The organism is Rhizobium sp. BT04 (genome assembly GCF_030053135.1).
In the GTDB taxonomy this organism is placed as follows: Bacteria; Pseudomonadota; Alphaproteobacteria; order Rhizobiales; family Rhizobiaceae; genus Rhizobium; species Rhizobium binxianense.
The window spans coordinates 2792441-2807959 of the sequence record NZ_CP125652.1 but is presented as its reverse complement, the minus strand read 5'-3'; the positions used below and the strand labels follow the sequence as shown (position 1 = coordinate 2807959).

10 protein-coding genes are annotated in these 15519 nt (G+C 63.0%); 7 read left to right on the top strand and 3 right to left on the bottom strand.

The genetic code is table 11. The features are described from left to right. Positions 1-10 precede the first annotated feature (10 nt). The 3 genes from QMO82_RS22120 (at position 11) to QMO82_RS22110 (ending at position 7176) form a co-directional block, all read left to right on the top strand. On the top strand, positions 11-2485 hold the full coding sequence (locus QMO82_RS22120) for a glycoside hydrolase family 2 protein (protein ID WP_183608542.1): 2475 nt from the start codon (positions 11-13) through the stop codon (positions 2483-2485). Positions 2486-2597: 112 nt separating this feature from the next. Further along, on the top strand, positions 2598-3776 hold the full coding sequence (locus tag QMO82_RS22115; protein ID WP_183608543.1) for a glycosyltransferase family 4 protein: 1179 nt from the start codon (positions 2598-2600) through the stop codon (positions 3774-3776). A gap of 88 nt (positions 3777-3864) precedes the next feature. Continuing rightward, complete coding sequence (locus QMO82_RS22110; protein ID WP_183608544.1) at positions 3865-7176, top strand: alpha/beta fold hydrolase; 3312 nt, start codon at positions 3865-3867, stop codon at positions 7174-7176. 12 nt (positions 7177-7188) lie between these two features. Here QMO82_RS22110 and QMO82_RS22105 read toward each other — a convergent pair whose 3' ends face one another. From QMO82_RS22105 to QMO82_RS22095, 3 genes are all read right to left on the bottom strand, one after another. Continuing rightward, positions 7189-8367 carry a glycosyltransferase family 4 protein gene (locus tag QMO82_RS22105; protein WP_183608737.1) on the bottom strand — a complete coding sequence of 393 codons (1179 nt, stop codon included), beginning with the start codon at positions 8365-8367 and terminating at the stop codon, positions 7189-7191. A gap of 145 nt (positions 8368-8512) precedes the next feature. Next, positions 8513-8749, bottom strand: coding sequence for an Lrp/AsnC ligand binding domain-containing protein (locus tag QMO82_RS22100; RefSeq protein WP_097589936.1), 237 nt, complete (start codon positions 8747-8749; stop codon positions 8513-8515). Between the two features lie 68 nt (positions 8750-8817). Beyond that, positions 8818-9726: a LysR family transcriptional regulator gene (locus tag QMO82_RS22095; RefSeq protein ID WP_183608545.1), complete on the bottom strand. Its 909-nt coding sequence runs from the start codon at positions 9724-9726 to the stop codon at positions 8818-8820. An 84-nt stretch (positions 9727-9810) separates the two neighbouring features. Between QMO82_RS22095 and QMO82_RS22090 the strand changes: the two genes are divergently transcribed. The 4 genes from QMO82_RS22090 to QMO82_RS22075 all read left to right on the top strand — a co-directional run bounded on the left by QMO82_RS22090 (position 9811) and on the right by QMO82_RS22075 (position 15382). Next, positions 9811-11241 carry a VOC family protein gene (locus tag QMO82_RS22090; RefSeq protein WP_183608546.1) on the top strand — a complete coding sequence of 477 codons (1431 nt, stop codon included), beginning with the start codon at positions 9811-9813 and terminating at the stop codon, positions 11239-11241. A 67-nt stretch (positions 11242-11308) separates the two neighbouring features. Then, positions 11309-12592, top strand: a complete 1284-nt coding sequence (locus QMO82_RS22085; protein WP_183608547.1) for an FAD-binding oxidoreductase — start codon at positions 11309-11311, stop codon at positions 12590-12592. Positions 12593-12616: 24 nt separating this feature from the next. Beyond that, positions 12617-14155 (top strand): aldehyde dehydrogenase family protein, encoded by a 1539-nt coding sequence (locus QMO82_RS22080; protein ID WP_283196547.1) that lies wholly within the window; start codon positions 12617-12619, stop codon positions 14153-14155. 201 nt (positions 14156-14356) lie between these two features. After that, on the top strand, positions 14357-15382 hold the full coding sequence (locus tag QMO82_RS22075) for an iron ABC transporter substrate-binding protein (protein WP_183608549.1): 1026 nt from the start codon (positions 14357-14359) through the stop codon (positions 15380-15382). Positions 15383-15519 lie beyond the last annotated feature (137 nt).

Below are 15519 nucleotides of genomic sequence, written 5' to 3'. Positions count from 1 at the left end.
AGATCTGACCATGCGGGGGCGTTTGGCAAGCATCGGTTCCGAGGAAAGTCTGCTTTCCGAAGGCTGGAACCTCATCCTGACGGAGCCGGGCGCCTGCGCGGTGCCGCACGACATTCACCTTTCCGCGCAGTTCATTCCCGCGCCCGTTCCCGGCACTGTCGCCGCGGCACTCGAAAGGGCCGGTCTCTTCGACCGGGAAAATCCTGAGCCGCTGAACACCAGAGATGCCTGGTATCTTTGCCGGCTGTTCGATGCCGAACCCGGCGAGGCGATCCTGCGGTTTGCAGGGCTTGCCACACTTTGCCATGTCTTCCTCAACGGCCAGGAAATCCTCTTTTCCGAAAGCATGTTCACGGCGCACGAGATTCCGGTGACGCTGACGGGCGGCGACGAGCTGGCGCTGTGTTTCCGGGCGCTCGGCCCCCGCCTGTCAGAGCCCGGCCCGCGCGCCCGCTGGCGGCCGCAGATGATCACGCCGGCGGGTCTCAAGAATTTCCGCACGACGCTGCTCGGCCATATGCCGGGCTGGTGCCCTGACATTCATGCCGTCGGGCCATGGCGACCGATTTCGCTGGTGCGGCGCAATCCCGTCTCGATCGACAATGTCTCCATCCGCGCCGTGTTGGACGAGAGCGGCGTCGGCCGCCTCAGCGTCTCCCTCCACAGCAATGCCGAAGAGCCGGCAATGCTGCTGCGCTGCGGCGGCATGGAGCAGCCCTTCGAGAAGATCGGCGACAATCATTACTCGGCTATCCTCAAGCTTCCCGATATCGAACCCTGGTGGCCGCATACGCATGGCGTCCCGCGTCTCCATGAGCTGACGCTCATTTCCGACGGCGTGGAATATCCGCTCGGCACAACCGGCTTCCGGCGGATCGACGTCGACCGCGGCGCCGATGGCGACGACTTCGCACTCACCGTCAACGGCGAACGCATCTTCTGCCGCGGCGCGGTGTGGACGACGGCCGATATCGCGCGGCTGCCGGGCGGGCGGGCCGATTATGAGCCGTTCCTGCGGCTTGCGGCGCAAGCCGGCATGAACATGATCCGCATCGGCGGCACCATGGCCTATGAGACATCAGATTTCTTCGCGCTCTGCGACGAGCTCGGCCTGCTCGTCTGGCAGGATTTCATGTTCGCCAATTTCGACTATCCGCGCAACGACAAAGCCTTTCTCGGCCATGTGCATGCGGAGGTCGAAGAATTCCTGCACGGCGTCCGGGCGTCGCCTTCGCTCGCCGTGCTCTGCGGTGGCAGCGAAGTCCATCAGCAGGCGGCGATGCTCGGCCTGCCCATGGAATTCTGGAGCGGGCCTGTTACCGATGAGGTCATCCCGGCCATTGCTACGCGCATGCGTCCCGACGTGCCCTATGTGCCGAACTCGCCCTATGGCGGAGCGATGCCCTTTTCACCGAATGCCGGTATCGCCCATTATTACGGCGTCGGCGCCTATATGCGGCCGCTTGCCGACGCGCGCCGTGCCGACGTGCGGTTTGCGTCCGAAAGCCTCGCCTTTGCGCATGTGCCGCAGCAAAGGACGCTGCAGCGTCATCTCGATGTGCCGGCTGTCCATAGCCCGCTCTGGAAGGCCCGGGTGCCGCGCGACCGCAGTGCCTCCTGGGATTTCGAGGATGTTCGCGATTTCTACCTGCAGCTTCTCTACGGTTTCGATCCGGCTGAGCTGCGCCGCGAAGATCCGGAACGCTATCTCGATCTCTCCCGCGCCGCGACCTGCGAGGTGATCGAGGAGACTTTTGCTGAATGGCGGCGCAAGGGCTCCGCCTGCAATGGCGCACTCGTCTGGACCCTGCAGGACCTGCTGCCCGGCCCCGGCTGGGGGGTGATCGATTCCACCGGAGAGCCGAAGCCGGTCTGGTATGCGATGCGCCGTGCATTCCGGCCGGTTCAGGTGGTCTTCACAGACGAGGGAACCAACGGTCTCGACGTGCATGTTCTGAACGAGACGGATGCCGCACTCGACGTGGAACTCGAAGTCGCCTGCCTGCGCGCGGGAAAACAGCAGGTCGTCAGCGGCAGCCGGGCCTTCAAGCTGGCGGCAAGGGACACGGAGCGTCTGGCCTGCACCGCACTGTTCGGCGCCTTTTTCGATACGACCTATGCCTTCCGTTTCGGGCCGCCGTCGCATGATGCAAGTGTCGCACGCCTGCGCTCGCTGACAGACGGCGCCATTCTGGCGGAAAGCTTTCACTTTCCCTGCGGACGGGGAAAGGCGCTGCATGACGCAGCTATCGAAGCAACACTCGGCAGAGACGGCGAGGATTGGTTCGTCGATCTGAGGACCGACCGGCTGGCGCAATCGGTGCATATCGACGCCGAAGGCTACCGCGCCGACGACGACTGGTTCCATCTCGCTCCCGGCGCATTGCGGCGCGTGAAGCTTCATGCGCTCCCTGGCGCGGAGAACGATATCCCGCCTGCGGGCGAGATCAGAAGTTTAGGCAGTTCGCATCGCGTCGCGCTCTAGAAAAGAGATAGAGCATGCTGTCGTCCGAAAACCGCGCAGACTTTTCGGCATCATGCTCTGGGGGTGACGCCCCCGCCAATGACGATGCCGATCCATTGAGAAAGACCGTGATTTGAGAACGATATACCGCTTTCTCCGTGCCCACCTCCTGCAGCGGCTGATCCCACGCTCGCCTCTTGCCTTCAATCCGCGCAAGCCGGTGGAAATCGTCGGCTATCTCTCGATGGCGGTCGGCGTGGGCGAATCGGCAAGGCTTTGCGCCGGCGCTCTGTCTGAGGTGGGGCGGGCGATATCGCTCTCCGATGTCAGCACGCATCCCGACGCCAATGCCTTCGCCGGATGGACGCCGTCGCCTCTCGCCACCGAGCCGCCGGGAAGCCGGATCTGGCACCTCAATCCGCCGATGCTGCCGCGCGCCATCCTGAAGAAGGGCGCTGGAAATTTCACCCACGCCTTCAATATCGGATATTTCGCCTGGGAGCTTGAAGTCGCGCCGGCGGAATGGCGCAATGCGATGCACTACATGAATGCCGTCTTCGTGCCGTCCGAATTCACCCGCCGGGCGATTGCGCCGCTCACAAAGGCGCCCGTCATCGTCGTTCCGCATCCGGTGACCGAGGCGCCGGCGACGGAAGGCATGCGGGAGAGGTTCGGCATCGAGAAGGACGCTTTTCTCGTCAGCTTCATCTTCAGCGCCGGCTCCTCGATCAACCGGAAAAATCCGCGGGCCGTCATCGAGGCCTTCAGGATATTTGCCGCCGAATGCCCAAGCGCCTTCCTGTTGATGAAGGCCAGCGGTGATGTGAACAAGGATGAAGGCCTGCGGGAATTGGTCGATTCGGTCGCCGGCAACAGCCGGATCAGGATCGTCACCGACAGGTTGTCGAACGCCGATATCAACGGCCTCATCCGTTCTTCCCAAGCCTATCTTTCGCTGCATCGTTCTGAGGGTTTCGGGCTGACGGTTGCCGAGGCGATCATGCAGCGCACGCCGGTTATTTCCACGGCTTGGTCGGGAACAGTGGATTTCTGCGATCCTGATAATAGCTGGCAGGTCGCCTCTCCCCTCATTCCTGTGGTCGACACCCACCCGGAATTTGCCGGGCTCGAAGGCGCGGTCTGGGCCGATCCCTCTCCGCAAGCGGCGGCCGCGCATCTCCGGGATATCTTCCGCGCGCCCGAGCTTGCACGGGAGAAGGCCGAGAAGGCGCGGGCGTTTCTGCTGCGATACCTCGCGGAGAACAGCTATGACAAGGCGCTCCAGACGCTGGCGGCGATGCAGGCCAGCTAAGCTGAGGTCGCTACTCCGCTTTATTTTAACATTTTCGCATTAGAGATGGCGGGTAGCCTGCTTTAGGCCGATCCTGGCGGATGGATAGATGTCGAAGGGTATTATCGCAAATTCGGTGATGAATGCGGCGGCGGGCATGCTGCTGCTTCTGACGGGCTTCGTGTCCTCGATCATAACCGCGCGGCTGCTCGGGCCGGAAGCCAACGGCATCGTCGCTTTTTCCCTCTGGCTGGTGGTCACGGGCGCCTCGATTGCCGAGCTCGGCTCCAGCATCACGCTCTTGAAGACCCTGCCGCAGCTTTCGGCGGAAGGTTACGACGCACGCCGCCGGCGGGGGTTTGCCGCCATCCTCGTCAGCTTCATGATGTTTTCGACCGTCGCGCTGTTGGCGCTCTATGCCCTGTTCTTCCTGACTTCCGAGAAGATGCACTGGGCGGAGACTGCGCCGTCCGTCGCTCTGGTCACCGGCGTGTTGTTCTTCATCCAGGCGATCGGATCCTTCGTCAAATTCTACCTGATCGGCGAAAAAAAACTCGGCGCCTTCTTCAAGCTGACGGTCGCCGTCTCGATCGTGCAGCTTGCCGGTGTTGCCGCCGGCGCCGTTTTCTATGGCGTCGAGGGCGTTCTCGTCGGTTATGCGCTCGGCCAGCTCGTGCTGTTTTTCGCCACGCTGCCGATCCTGCTGGCGCGGCGCGACTGGTGCGGGGTCTCGCTGAAATATCTAGCCTCCTCCTCCGTCATCCTGTCGATCCAGTTCATCATCGATTCGATCTTCCTCAACCGGCTCGAACTGCTCTTCCTGCAGCAATTCTGGTCGGTGGAGATGGTCGGCTATTATGCCGTCGGCCTGTCGATCGCCAATATCGCCCTGCAACTGCCGATCCAGATGACCGGCAGCCTGCTGCCCTATTATTCCGAGCGGCGCCACAACAGCGACGATTCGACCTTGCCGGTCGAGGTTTTTGCCGCGGTCACCCGCAGCATGGCCTATATCGTGCTGCCGATGAGCCTCGGGCTTGCCGCGATCTCCAGCGAACTGGTGCTGGTGGTGTTCGGCGAAGCGTTCCGCCGCAGCGGAACGGTGGTGGCGCTGCTTGCGCTGGTCGCGCCCGCCTATACTTTCATGCAGATCCTCAGCCTCTATCTGCTGTCGATGGACCGGGCCCGCTCCCGCCTCAAGATCAGCGTGATAGGTGGCCTGCTGATGGTAGCGGGTTGTTTACTGATCGTACCTAGGCTTGCCGCAGAAGGTGCCGCATTCGTGCGCATTCTCGTCTTCGTTGCAATGTCGGTGATGATGATCAGACAGACAGGATTCGGATCCCAGCTCTCGAGTCTCTACACAAGCCTGACGAAGGTGATGCTCGCCTCCGTGCTCTGTGCTTGTGGAGCGATCTCCGTGCTGGAATTCGTCCAGGGTCCGATCGGCCTCGTCGCCGCGATCATCGCCGGCACATTCTGCTATTTCGCCGCACTGCGCGTGTTGCGCGCCGTGCCGGCCGAGGATGTCGAGGTCATGCGCGCCATTCTCGAGAAGATGCCGCCCGTGCTGCGGCGGCCTGTGGGACACGCGATCAATTTCATCGCGCCGCGGCTTCCCGGCGATCCCGACCGCGCCAAGGTCGCGCCGGGCGAATTTTCGCTCGACCCGGCCGAGGGCGCCGGACGCAGCGCTGCCCTGCCTGTCGTCTTCGCCGGCACGATCGGGCTGTTCATGCCCGAAAATCCCGAGGTCAACAAGCGTTCGGCCGCCGTGCTGTTCGTCAGCCCCTGGGGTTTCGAGGAAATGTGCAGCCGCAAATTTTTCCGCGTCGCGGCCGAGCATTTCGCCGATATCGGCATGCCGAGCCTGCGCTTCGACTATCGCGGCACCGGCGATGCGCTCGATTTCGGGGCGCTGCCGGCACGGCTGGAAACCTGGGAAAATTCGATCCGCGCCGCCGCCGCCGAGCTGAAATCGCTCTCCGGCTGCGACCGCATCATCCTCATCGGACAGGGCCTCGGCGCTACGCTTGCCCATCGCATCGGCGCCTCGATCGAAGGTGTCGACAGCCTCGTCATGCTGGCGCCGGTGCTGAGCGGCCGGGCCTATCTGCGCGAACTCAACATGTGGTCCAAGATCATCGATGCCGATCTCGGCCTCGGCAAGGAGCATGTCCAGACCGCGAAGGTGCAGATTGCCGGGCTGGTCATGCCCGAGGAGATCGCCGCCGAACTTGGCAAGCTTAACATCGCCTCGCCGCAGGGGCTTGCCGCGTCGCGCTATCTGATCCTCGAGCGTCCCGCCAGGGCCGATGATAGCGGCTTTGCCGATGCGCTGAAGGCGCTTGGCGCCGACGTCGAACAGACGGTTTTCGAAGGTTATGACGAGCTCGCCACCAATCCGCTGTTTGCCAAGACGCCGACCGGTGTCGTCGAGCGGTTGAGGGCCTGGCTGGAGGCGACGACGACGGAGACATCCGCCCCCCACTCGCCTGATGTGATCGAGAGCCCGCCGCTTGCCGGCGAGGGTTTTACCGAAACGCCGGTGCGTTTCGGCAGCCACGATCATCTGGTCGGCGTCGTCAGCCGGCCGCTCGGCGAGATCAAGGGCAATGCCGTACTCTTCCTGTCGACGGCCTATGACCGGCATGCGGGCTGGGGACGCACGACGGTGGATATGGCGCGCGAACTCGCCCGCCAGGGCGTCGTTTCGCTGCGCTTCGATTCCGCCAATGTCGGGGACAGCCCGCCGCGGCCGGATGCGCCGGAACAGGTGCTTTATTCGGATACGCAGACCGCGGATGCGGTCGCCTCGCTCGATCTGCTCGAAAGTATCGTCGCCGGTCCGATCATGGTGGCCGGCCGATGCAGCGGCGGTTATGTCGCCTTCCGCGCCGGCGTCACCGACGAGCGCTTGAAGGCGGTCGTCTCGATCAATCCCTTCGTCTATTACTGGGACCCTGAGATACCGGTGCGCAAGGAGCATGTCGTCTCGGTTCCCCGCAGCCTCGATGATTACGGTCAGCGCCTGGCGCGGATCGACACGCTGAAACGGCTCATCAGCGGTCAGGTGGATGTGGTGTCGGCGGTGCAGAATATCGTCATCGCCGGCGGCCGGCGTCTGTCGCCGTGGATCGCGCCGCTGCTCGAGCTGCTTCCCGACCGGCGCCATATTGCCCGCGAAGTTCGGCATTCCTTCGCGCTGTTTACCAAGCGCAAGGTGCCGCTGACGCTGATCTACAGCGAGGGTGATGTCGGGCTCGACCACGTCTATTTCCATTTCGGGCCGCGCGGCGCCAAGCTTTCCCGCTATCCGAATGTACGGCTGCTGATGCTGCCGGATGCCGACCACAATCTGACGCCGCCGCAATCGCGCAAATTCGTGCTCGACGAGATCATCCGCTTAGCGATGGCGTGAGGGATTTTAGGATCAGATCCGGTCGGCGGCGGTGACGTTCAGCGACCGATAGAGATCGATGTAACGCCCGGCAACGATGTCCCAGGAATAGCCGCGGGCGGCGTCGAGAAGCTTGGTTCGGACGACGTCCGGTTGGCGTGCGAGAGCGTCATAGGCCGCTTCGATAACTGTCGCGGCGGTCTCTGGATTGGTGAAATCGGCAAGCCGGATGACTGGATGCCGGCCGGCAAGCGTGGTAAAGGCGTCGTTGGCGTTCAGCACCGGCAGCAGGCCGGCGCTCATCGCCTCCAGCGCCACCAGGCCGAAACCTTCATATTCCGAGGCGGAAGCAAAGAGCGAGGCCTCGGCGATGATGCGCCGGATGGCGCCGTTGTCGGGTGAGACGTGCAGGGTGACGCGGCCGGAAAGCTTGCGGTCTTCGATCGCGGCTTCGACATCGGCCCGGTTCAGGTCGGATTCGGCCCCGACGATGTCGAGATGCCATTCCGGGTCACGGGTCTTCAGCACGCCCATTGCATCGAGCAGGTGGTCCAGCCGCTTGTTCACCGAGAACCGCCCAATGGTGACGACGCGGCGTTTTGGCCGGCGCGAAGCGGCGTCGGCGAACTTGCCGATATCGGCGCCGTTTTCGATCAGCAGGCTATCGGGAACGATTTCGGCAAATTGCTTGAGGTCGGAGGCGCTGCAGCAGACGACGCGCCGATAGGCCAGCGCCGAAGCGCGAGTCAGCGTCCGGAACCAGATCTTCTTGATCGTCGCGTATTTCCTGGTGTGGAAGAAGCCGCCATGGGTGGTGACGATCATCGGCTTGCCATGCAGTAACCGGCCCCAGGCGAGCGCATCGAAGAAGAAGTCGATGGCATGGACATGCACGAGATCGGCATCGCCGAGATGGCGGAAAACCTGCGGCGCCAGCGGATAACGGCTGCTGCCGGACCAGGGAATGCGCACCACCTCGATGCCGTTGATATTCTCGCGCGGCGGCAGCCTGTCTTCAGGCGCGGTGAACAGCGAATCGAGGGTGACGACGCGGACGCGATAACCGCGGCGCACGGTCTGGCGGCCGAGATTGGCGACGACGTCTTCCAGGCCGCCACGGTTGGGTAGGAACTGGCGCACGATATGGACGATCAGCGGCGCCGTTTCCGGCTGCAGCCTCTCGCGCACCGTATCTGCCTCGACGATCGCCATTTTCCACCTATCGCTGCGCACGCCGCCTCATGTCGAGGCGGGACTCTTATAGCAACGAGCAGATATCTCAGGCGTTAAGCTGCGGTTTAAGCGGTATCCTGAAAGGCGATTCTTCGCGAAAAAGGTTAACCGCCTCTGACGGAGATCAGAAGGCCTTGAAGGTCAGCGTCGTCAGCGAGCGGACGATGCCTGATATATTGGCAATGTTGTCGTTGATGAACTTGCCGATATCCTGGCCTTCCTCGATATAGACCTTCAGCAGCAGGTCGTAGTCGCCGCTTGTGGAATAGAGCTCCGAGACCAGTTCGGTCTGGTAGATGGCGTCGGCGACCTCATAGGTCTTGCCGGGGGCGCATTGGAGCTGGACGAAGATCGGCTTCATGGGGATTTCCTGCAAAGTTGTTTGGCCGGCATAATGGTCGAAAGCGCCATGCCGATGCAAGCCGTTCGTCACGCCGCCGGGTTGGCGGCGGCTTCCGCGACGATCCAATCGCGAAAGGCGGCAAGCGGCGCATAGTCGGCACGCTCTCTGGGAAAGGCGAGATAATAACGCTCGCGGCTCTCCATTTCACGGTCGACGGCGGCGACGAGATCGCCGCGCCTGATCTCCTCCTGCATCAGGAATGTCGGCAAGAGGGCGACGCCGAGACCGGCGATCGCCGCCTGCGCGGCGGTGGCGAACTGGTCGAACAGCATGCCGTGGACGTTTTCGAAGGAAACGCCGTTGCCGGCAAACCATTGTTCCCAGGCATCCGGGCGCGTCGTCAGGTGCAGAAGCGGAACGGCAAGCAGATCCTGCGGCCCGGAGATCGCGTATTGCTTCAGAAAATCCGGACTGCAGGCCGGTACCGTGCGCTCGGACATCAGAAAGGCGAGTTCGGCGCCCGGCCAGTGCGGGTGGCCGAAATGGATGGCGGCGTCGATCGAATCAAGTCGGAAATCGAAGGGCGAAAGCCGGGTCACCAGATTGATGGTGACACCGGGATTGGCAGCGAGGAAGCGGCCCAGACGCGGCGCCAACCAGCGGGTGCCGAAGGTCGGCAGGATGGCGAGATTGAGCGTGCCGCCATGCGGATTGGCGCGCAGGTTCAGCGAGGCGCTCGATATGCGCCGCAGCGCCTCGCGGATTTCGCGGGCATAACTGTCGCCGGCCAGCGTCAGTCGCATGGTCTGGCGCTCGCGCAGGAAGAGCTCGACGCCGAGCTGCTCCTCCAGCGCGCTCACTTGGCGGCTGACGGCGCTCTGCGTCAGATCGAGTTCGCGCGCGGCCGCCGTCACGCTGCCGGTGCGGGCAACCGCCTCGAAGGCGGCGAGATGTGAAATCGACGGCAGAAAACGCCTTGAAGCGAACATGTTCATTCCATTTCAGAATGAGCTATTTCCGAATTGTCGATATTTCCGGCTTTGTGGCTGAAGTAAAGAGGTTCATCCTGCAAAAACGGAATGAGCCGGAGTTCTCAGATGCCGCAATCCTTCGTGTCCACAGACCGTATCCGCTCCCTGTTCACTGAAGCGATGTCGCAGATGTACCGGGCGGAGGTGCCGCAATATGGCACGCTGATCGAACTGGTGGCGGATGTGAATGCCGGCTGCCTTGAAAACGATCCTGATCTGCGTGAGCGTCTGACCCAAGCCGGCGAGCTGGAGCGCATCGACGTCGAGCGCCACGGCGCCATCCGGCTCGGTACGGCAGAGGAGCTTTTTACCATCCGCCGCCTGTTTGCCGTCATGGGCATGCAGCCGGTCGGCTATTACGATCTCTCGGTCGCAGGCGTGCCGGTTCACTCCACCAGCTTCCGGCCGATCGACGAGGCGGCGCTCAACGTCAATCCGTTCCGGGTCTTCACCTCGCTGTTGCGATTGGAATTGATCGAGGACGAGGGACTGCGCGTTGAAGCCGAAGCCATTCTGGCCGCGCGGCGCATCTATACGCCGCGTGCCGTCACGCTGGTCGAGCGTCACGAGCAGAATGGCGGCCTGACCGAGGCGGAAGCGCGGGAATTCGTCGCCGAGGCGCTTGAAACCTTCCGCTGGCACGGCGAGGCGACGGTCAGCGCCGAGACCTATAAGCGGCTGCACGATGCGCACCGGCTGATCGCCGACGTCGTCAGCTTCAAGGGACCGCACATCAACCACCTGACGCCGCGCACGCTCGATATCGACGCGGTCCAGGCCCGCATGCCGGAACGCGGCATCACGCCGAAGGCCGTCATCGAAGGGCCGCCGCGCCGTCATTGCGATATCCTGCTGCGGCAGACGAGTTTCAAGGCGCTGGAGGAAACGATCATCTTTTCCGGTGACGCGGATGCAGTTCAAGGGACGCATACCGCCCGTTTCGGCGAGATCGAACAGCGCGGCGTGGCGCTGACGGCCAAGGGCCGGGCGCTTTACGACCGGCTGCTCGCCTCGGTTCGCGGCGAAGTGCAGGTCGGCGCCGGCGGCGCCAAGGCCGGCGCCTATGACCAGGAACTCGCCGAGCGCTTCAAGGCGCTGCCGGACAGCTGGGATGAGCTGCGCAGGCAAGGTCTGGCCTTCTTCCGCTATTCAGCGACGCCTGCGGGCATTGCTGCGGCAGCTGGGGGCACGCTGCCGAGCGATCCTGAGGCGCTGATCGCCAAGGGTTATCTTGCCTTCGCACCGATCGTCTATGAAGACTTCCTGCCCGTCAGCGCGGCCGGCATTTTTCAGTCGAATCTCGGCACCGATCAGCAGCAGAATTATGCGACGCATTCCAACCGCGATGCCTTCGAAGCGGCGCTCGGCGCCACCGTTCAGGACGAGCTGGCGCTTTATGCCGAGCGCCAGGCGACCTCGCTGGAAGCGGCGATGGAAGCGCTCGGTCTCGCAGGCCCGCAGTTGAAGACCGTTGCCTGAAATGCCGGCTTCAACACCTGGCTTTATGGGTTAGAGTAGCGCAATTTCGATCCGATCGGACCAAACCATGCTGAATGATCCGCGCTCCCACGGCCTCTGGGAAAAGACCGCCCCCGAACCGCCGGCCACCACACCTCTCGAAGGCGTGGTCTCGGCCGATGTCGTCATCGTCGGCGGCGGTTACCTCGGTCTCTCCTCCGCCCTGCATCTTGCCGAAGCCGGCTCGAAGGTGGTGTTGCTGGAGGCGAAGGAGATCGGTTTCGGCGGCGCCGGGCGCAATGTCGGCCTGATCAATGCCGGCATGTGGGTGATGCCTGACGATCTGCCCGGCGTGCTCGGCCCGGTGCATGGTGAACGGCTGCTCGATCTGCTCGGCAATGCGCCGAAACTGGTCATGGCGCTGATCGACAAGCATGGCATCGCCTGCGAACTCGAACGCAACGGTACGCTGCATTGCGCCGTCGGCGCCGACGGGCTGAAGGAGATCGAGGAACGCGCGGCGCAATGGTCTGCGCGCGGCGCACCCGTGACGCTGCTCGATGCGGCGGAGACGGCCAAACGCATCGGCAGCGATGCCTATACCGGTTCGCTGCTCGACAAACGTGCGGGAACGCTGCAGCCGCTTGCCTATGCTCGCGGCCTTGCCCATGCCGCCGTCAAGACCGGGGTCGCCATTCATACGTCAAGCCCCGTCATCGCAACGGAGCAAAACGGCAGCCGCTGGATCGTGAAGACGGCAAACGGCGCGGCCAGCGCGGACTGGATCATCGTTGCAACCGATGCCTACAGCACCGGTCCTTTCGAGCAGGTGCGCAACGAACAGATCTATCTGCCCTATTTCAATTTCGCCACCGCGCCGCTCGGCCATAATCTGCGTCAGTCGATCCTGCCGGGGCGGGAAGGCGCATGGGATACCAAGGAAATCCTCTCATCCTTCCGCATGGACCAGGCCGGCCGTCTCGTTTTCGGCAGTGTCGGGGCGCTGCGCAATACCGGGCTTGCCGTACACAAGGGCTGGGCGAAACGCGCATTGAAGCGGCTCTTTCCTGTTATCGGCGATGTCGAATTCGAGTGTGAATGGTATGGCCAGATCGGCATGACCGACAATGCGCTGCCGCGCTTCCACAAATTCGCGCCTGGGGTTGTCGGCTTTTCGGGTTACAATGGCCGCGGCATAGCGCCCGGCACGGTCTTCGGCCGGACGCTGGCGGAGCATATCCTTGGCCGGCTCACCGAAGCCGATCTGCCGCTGCCGCTGACTTCACCGACCGAACCGAGCTTCCGTGCGCTGAAAGAAATATGGTACGAAGCCGGCGCTCAGGTCGCCCATTTCGCCGATGCCCGCTTCTGAGAAAATAAGATTGGAACCACGACAATGACCATCGCCGTCCTCGATCTCGCCACCGAAACCGCCAAGCTGCTCGCCGAACTCGGCGTCGATGCCGGCCGCTATCACGGCGGCACGCTGTCCGTCACCTCGCCTGTTACCGGCAAGGAAATCGGCAGGCTCAGGGAAGCTTCCGTTTCCGAGACGAAAGCGGCGATCGAAGCGGCGCACCAGGCCTTCCTCGAATGGCGTGCCGTGCCGGCGCCGAAGCGCGGTGAACTGGTCCGCCTGCTCGGCGAGGAACTGCGCGCCTCCAAGGCGGCCCTCGGCCGCCTCGTCTCGATCGAGGTCGGCAAGATCACTTCGGAAGGTCTGGGCGAAGTGCAGGAGATGATCGACATCTGCGATTTCGCCGTCGGTCTTTCCCGCCAGCTCTACGGCCTGACGATCGCCACCGAGCGCTCCGAGCACCGGATGATGGAAAGCTGGCATCCGCTCGGCGTGGTCGGCATCATCTCCGCCTTCAATTTCCCGGTCGCCGTCTGGTCGTGGAACGCGGCGTTGGCGATGGTCTGCGGCAATTCCACCGTCTGGAAGCCTTCGGAAAAGACGCCGCTGACGGCGCTTGCCGTGCAGGCGCTGTTCGAGAAGGCGCTGAAGCGTTTCGTCGCCGAGGGCGGCACGGCGCCTGCCAATCTGTCAACGCTGATCATCGGCGGGCGCGATGTCGGCGAAGTGCTGGTCGACCATCCGAAGATCCCGCTCGTTTCCGCCACCGGCTCGACGGCCATGGGCCGCGCCGTCGGTCCGGGCCTGTCGCAGCGTTTTGCCCGCGGCATTCTCGAACTCGGCGGCAACAATGCGGCGATCGTCTGCCCGAGCGCCGATCTCGACCTGACGCTGCGCGGCGTTGCCTTCTCCGCCATGGGTACGGCCGGCCAGCGCTGCACGACGCTGCGCCGTCTGTTCGTGCATGAAAGTGTCTACGACCAGCTGGTGCCGCGCCTGCAGAAGGCCTATGGCTCCGTCACCATCGGCAATCCGCTGGAGAGCGGCACGCTCGTGGGACCGCTGATCGACGGCCAGGCTTTCGAGAAGATGCAGGCAGCGCTTGGCGAGGCGAAATCGGCCGGCGGCACGGTGACCGGCGGCGAGCGCGTCGGCAACGGTTTGACCGATGCTTTCTACGTTCGCCCGGCGCTTGTCGAAATGCCTGATCAGACCGGCCCGGTCGAACACGAGACCTTCGCGCCGATCCTCTATGTGATGAAATACAGCGATTTCGACGCGGTACTGGCGCTGCACAATGCGGTGCCGCAGGGACTGTCGTCGTCGATCTTCACCAATGACATGCGCGAGGCCGAAACCTTCGTCTCCGCCCGTGGTTCGGATTGCGGCATCGCCAACGTCAACCTCGGGCCGTCGGGTGCCGAGATCGGCGGCGCCTTCGGCGGCGAGAAGGAGACCGGCGGCGGCCGTGAATCCGGTTCGGATGCCTGGAAGGCCTATATGCGCCGCGCCACCAACACGATCAACTACGGCAGGACCCTGCCGCTGGCGCAGGGCGTCAAGTTCGACGTCGAATAGGCGGTTGCAAGGGGAAAGGCGGCGCCTGCCGAGCGTCGCCTATTGGCCGGATAGAGATTTATTCCCGGGTAATATGAAATATTTAGTCAAGATATTGTGATTGCTTTTCTGCGAACACGAAACTTGAAATCGTCAGTCAAGAAAAATATACGCCTCCTACCACCCTCGGGAGCCGGGGTGGACATTGCCATGGAGGCCATCATGAATATCGCTCTTAACCGTTTCTCCCGCGCATTTGCGCTTGCCGCTTCGCTTCTCTCCGCCACCGCGCTTGCAGGCAGCGCCAATGCGCAGGGGACCGAAGGCCTGGTCGTCTACAATGCCCAGCACGAAAGCCTGGGCCGCGAATGGATCGACGCCTTCACCAAGGAGACCGGCATCAAGGTCACCATGCGCCAGGGCGGCGACATGCAGTTCGCCAACCAGATCATTCAGGAGGGCGATGCCTCTCCGGCTGACGTATTCCTGACCGAGAATTCGCCGGCAATGTCTCTGGTCGATGGCGCGGGCCTCTTTGCCCCCATCGAAAAGGAAACGCTGGATCAGGTTCCGGATCAGTATCGCCCCGCCGACGGCATGTGGACCGGCATTGCCGCCCGCACCACGGTTTTCGCCTATGACAAGACGAAGCTCAGCGAAGACAAGCTGCCGAAGTCGCTGCTCGATCTTGCAGATCCGGCCTGGAAGGGCCGCTGGGGCGCGTCGCCCGCCGGCGCCGACTTCCAGGCCATCGTCGCCGCCCTGCTGCAGCTCAAGGGCGAAGACGCCACCAAGGCGTGGCTGAAGGGCCTGAAGGACAATGCCACGCCCTACAAGGGCAACAGCGTCGCAATGAAGGCCGTCAATGCCGGCGAGGTCGAAGGCGCAGTCATCTATCATTATTACTGGTTCGGCGATCAGGCCAAAACCGGCGAGAACAGCAAGAATGTTGGCCTGCACTATTTCAAGAACCAGGATCCGGGCGCTTTCGTCAGCGTTTCGGGCGGCGGCGTCCTGAAGTCCACGCAGCATATGAAGGAAGCCCAGGCTTTCCTGAAGTTCATCACCAGCAAGGCAGGCCAGGCCGTGCTCAAAGACGGTACGTCCTATGAATATGCCGTCGGCAAGGATGCGTCCTCCAACGACAAGCTCACTCCGCTTGCCGATCTCAACGCGCCGAAGGTCGAAGCTTCGACCCTCGACAGCAAGAAGGTCGTGGAGCTGATGACGGCCGCCGGTCTGATCTGATTTTCTGCCGCAGCCTTCCTGCGGCCAAAACTATTGCTTTTGGCTCAAGAAAACCTTAGGGCATGACGAAATCCGGCAACCGCTCTTGAAAGCGGTTGCCTTCCTTTTTCAGCGTGTGAAGGCATTGGCCTTGCTGC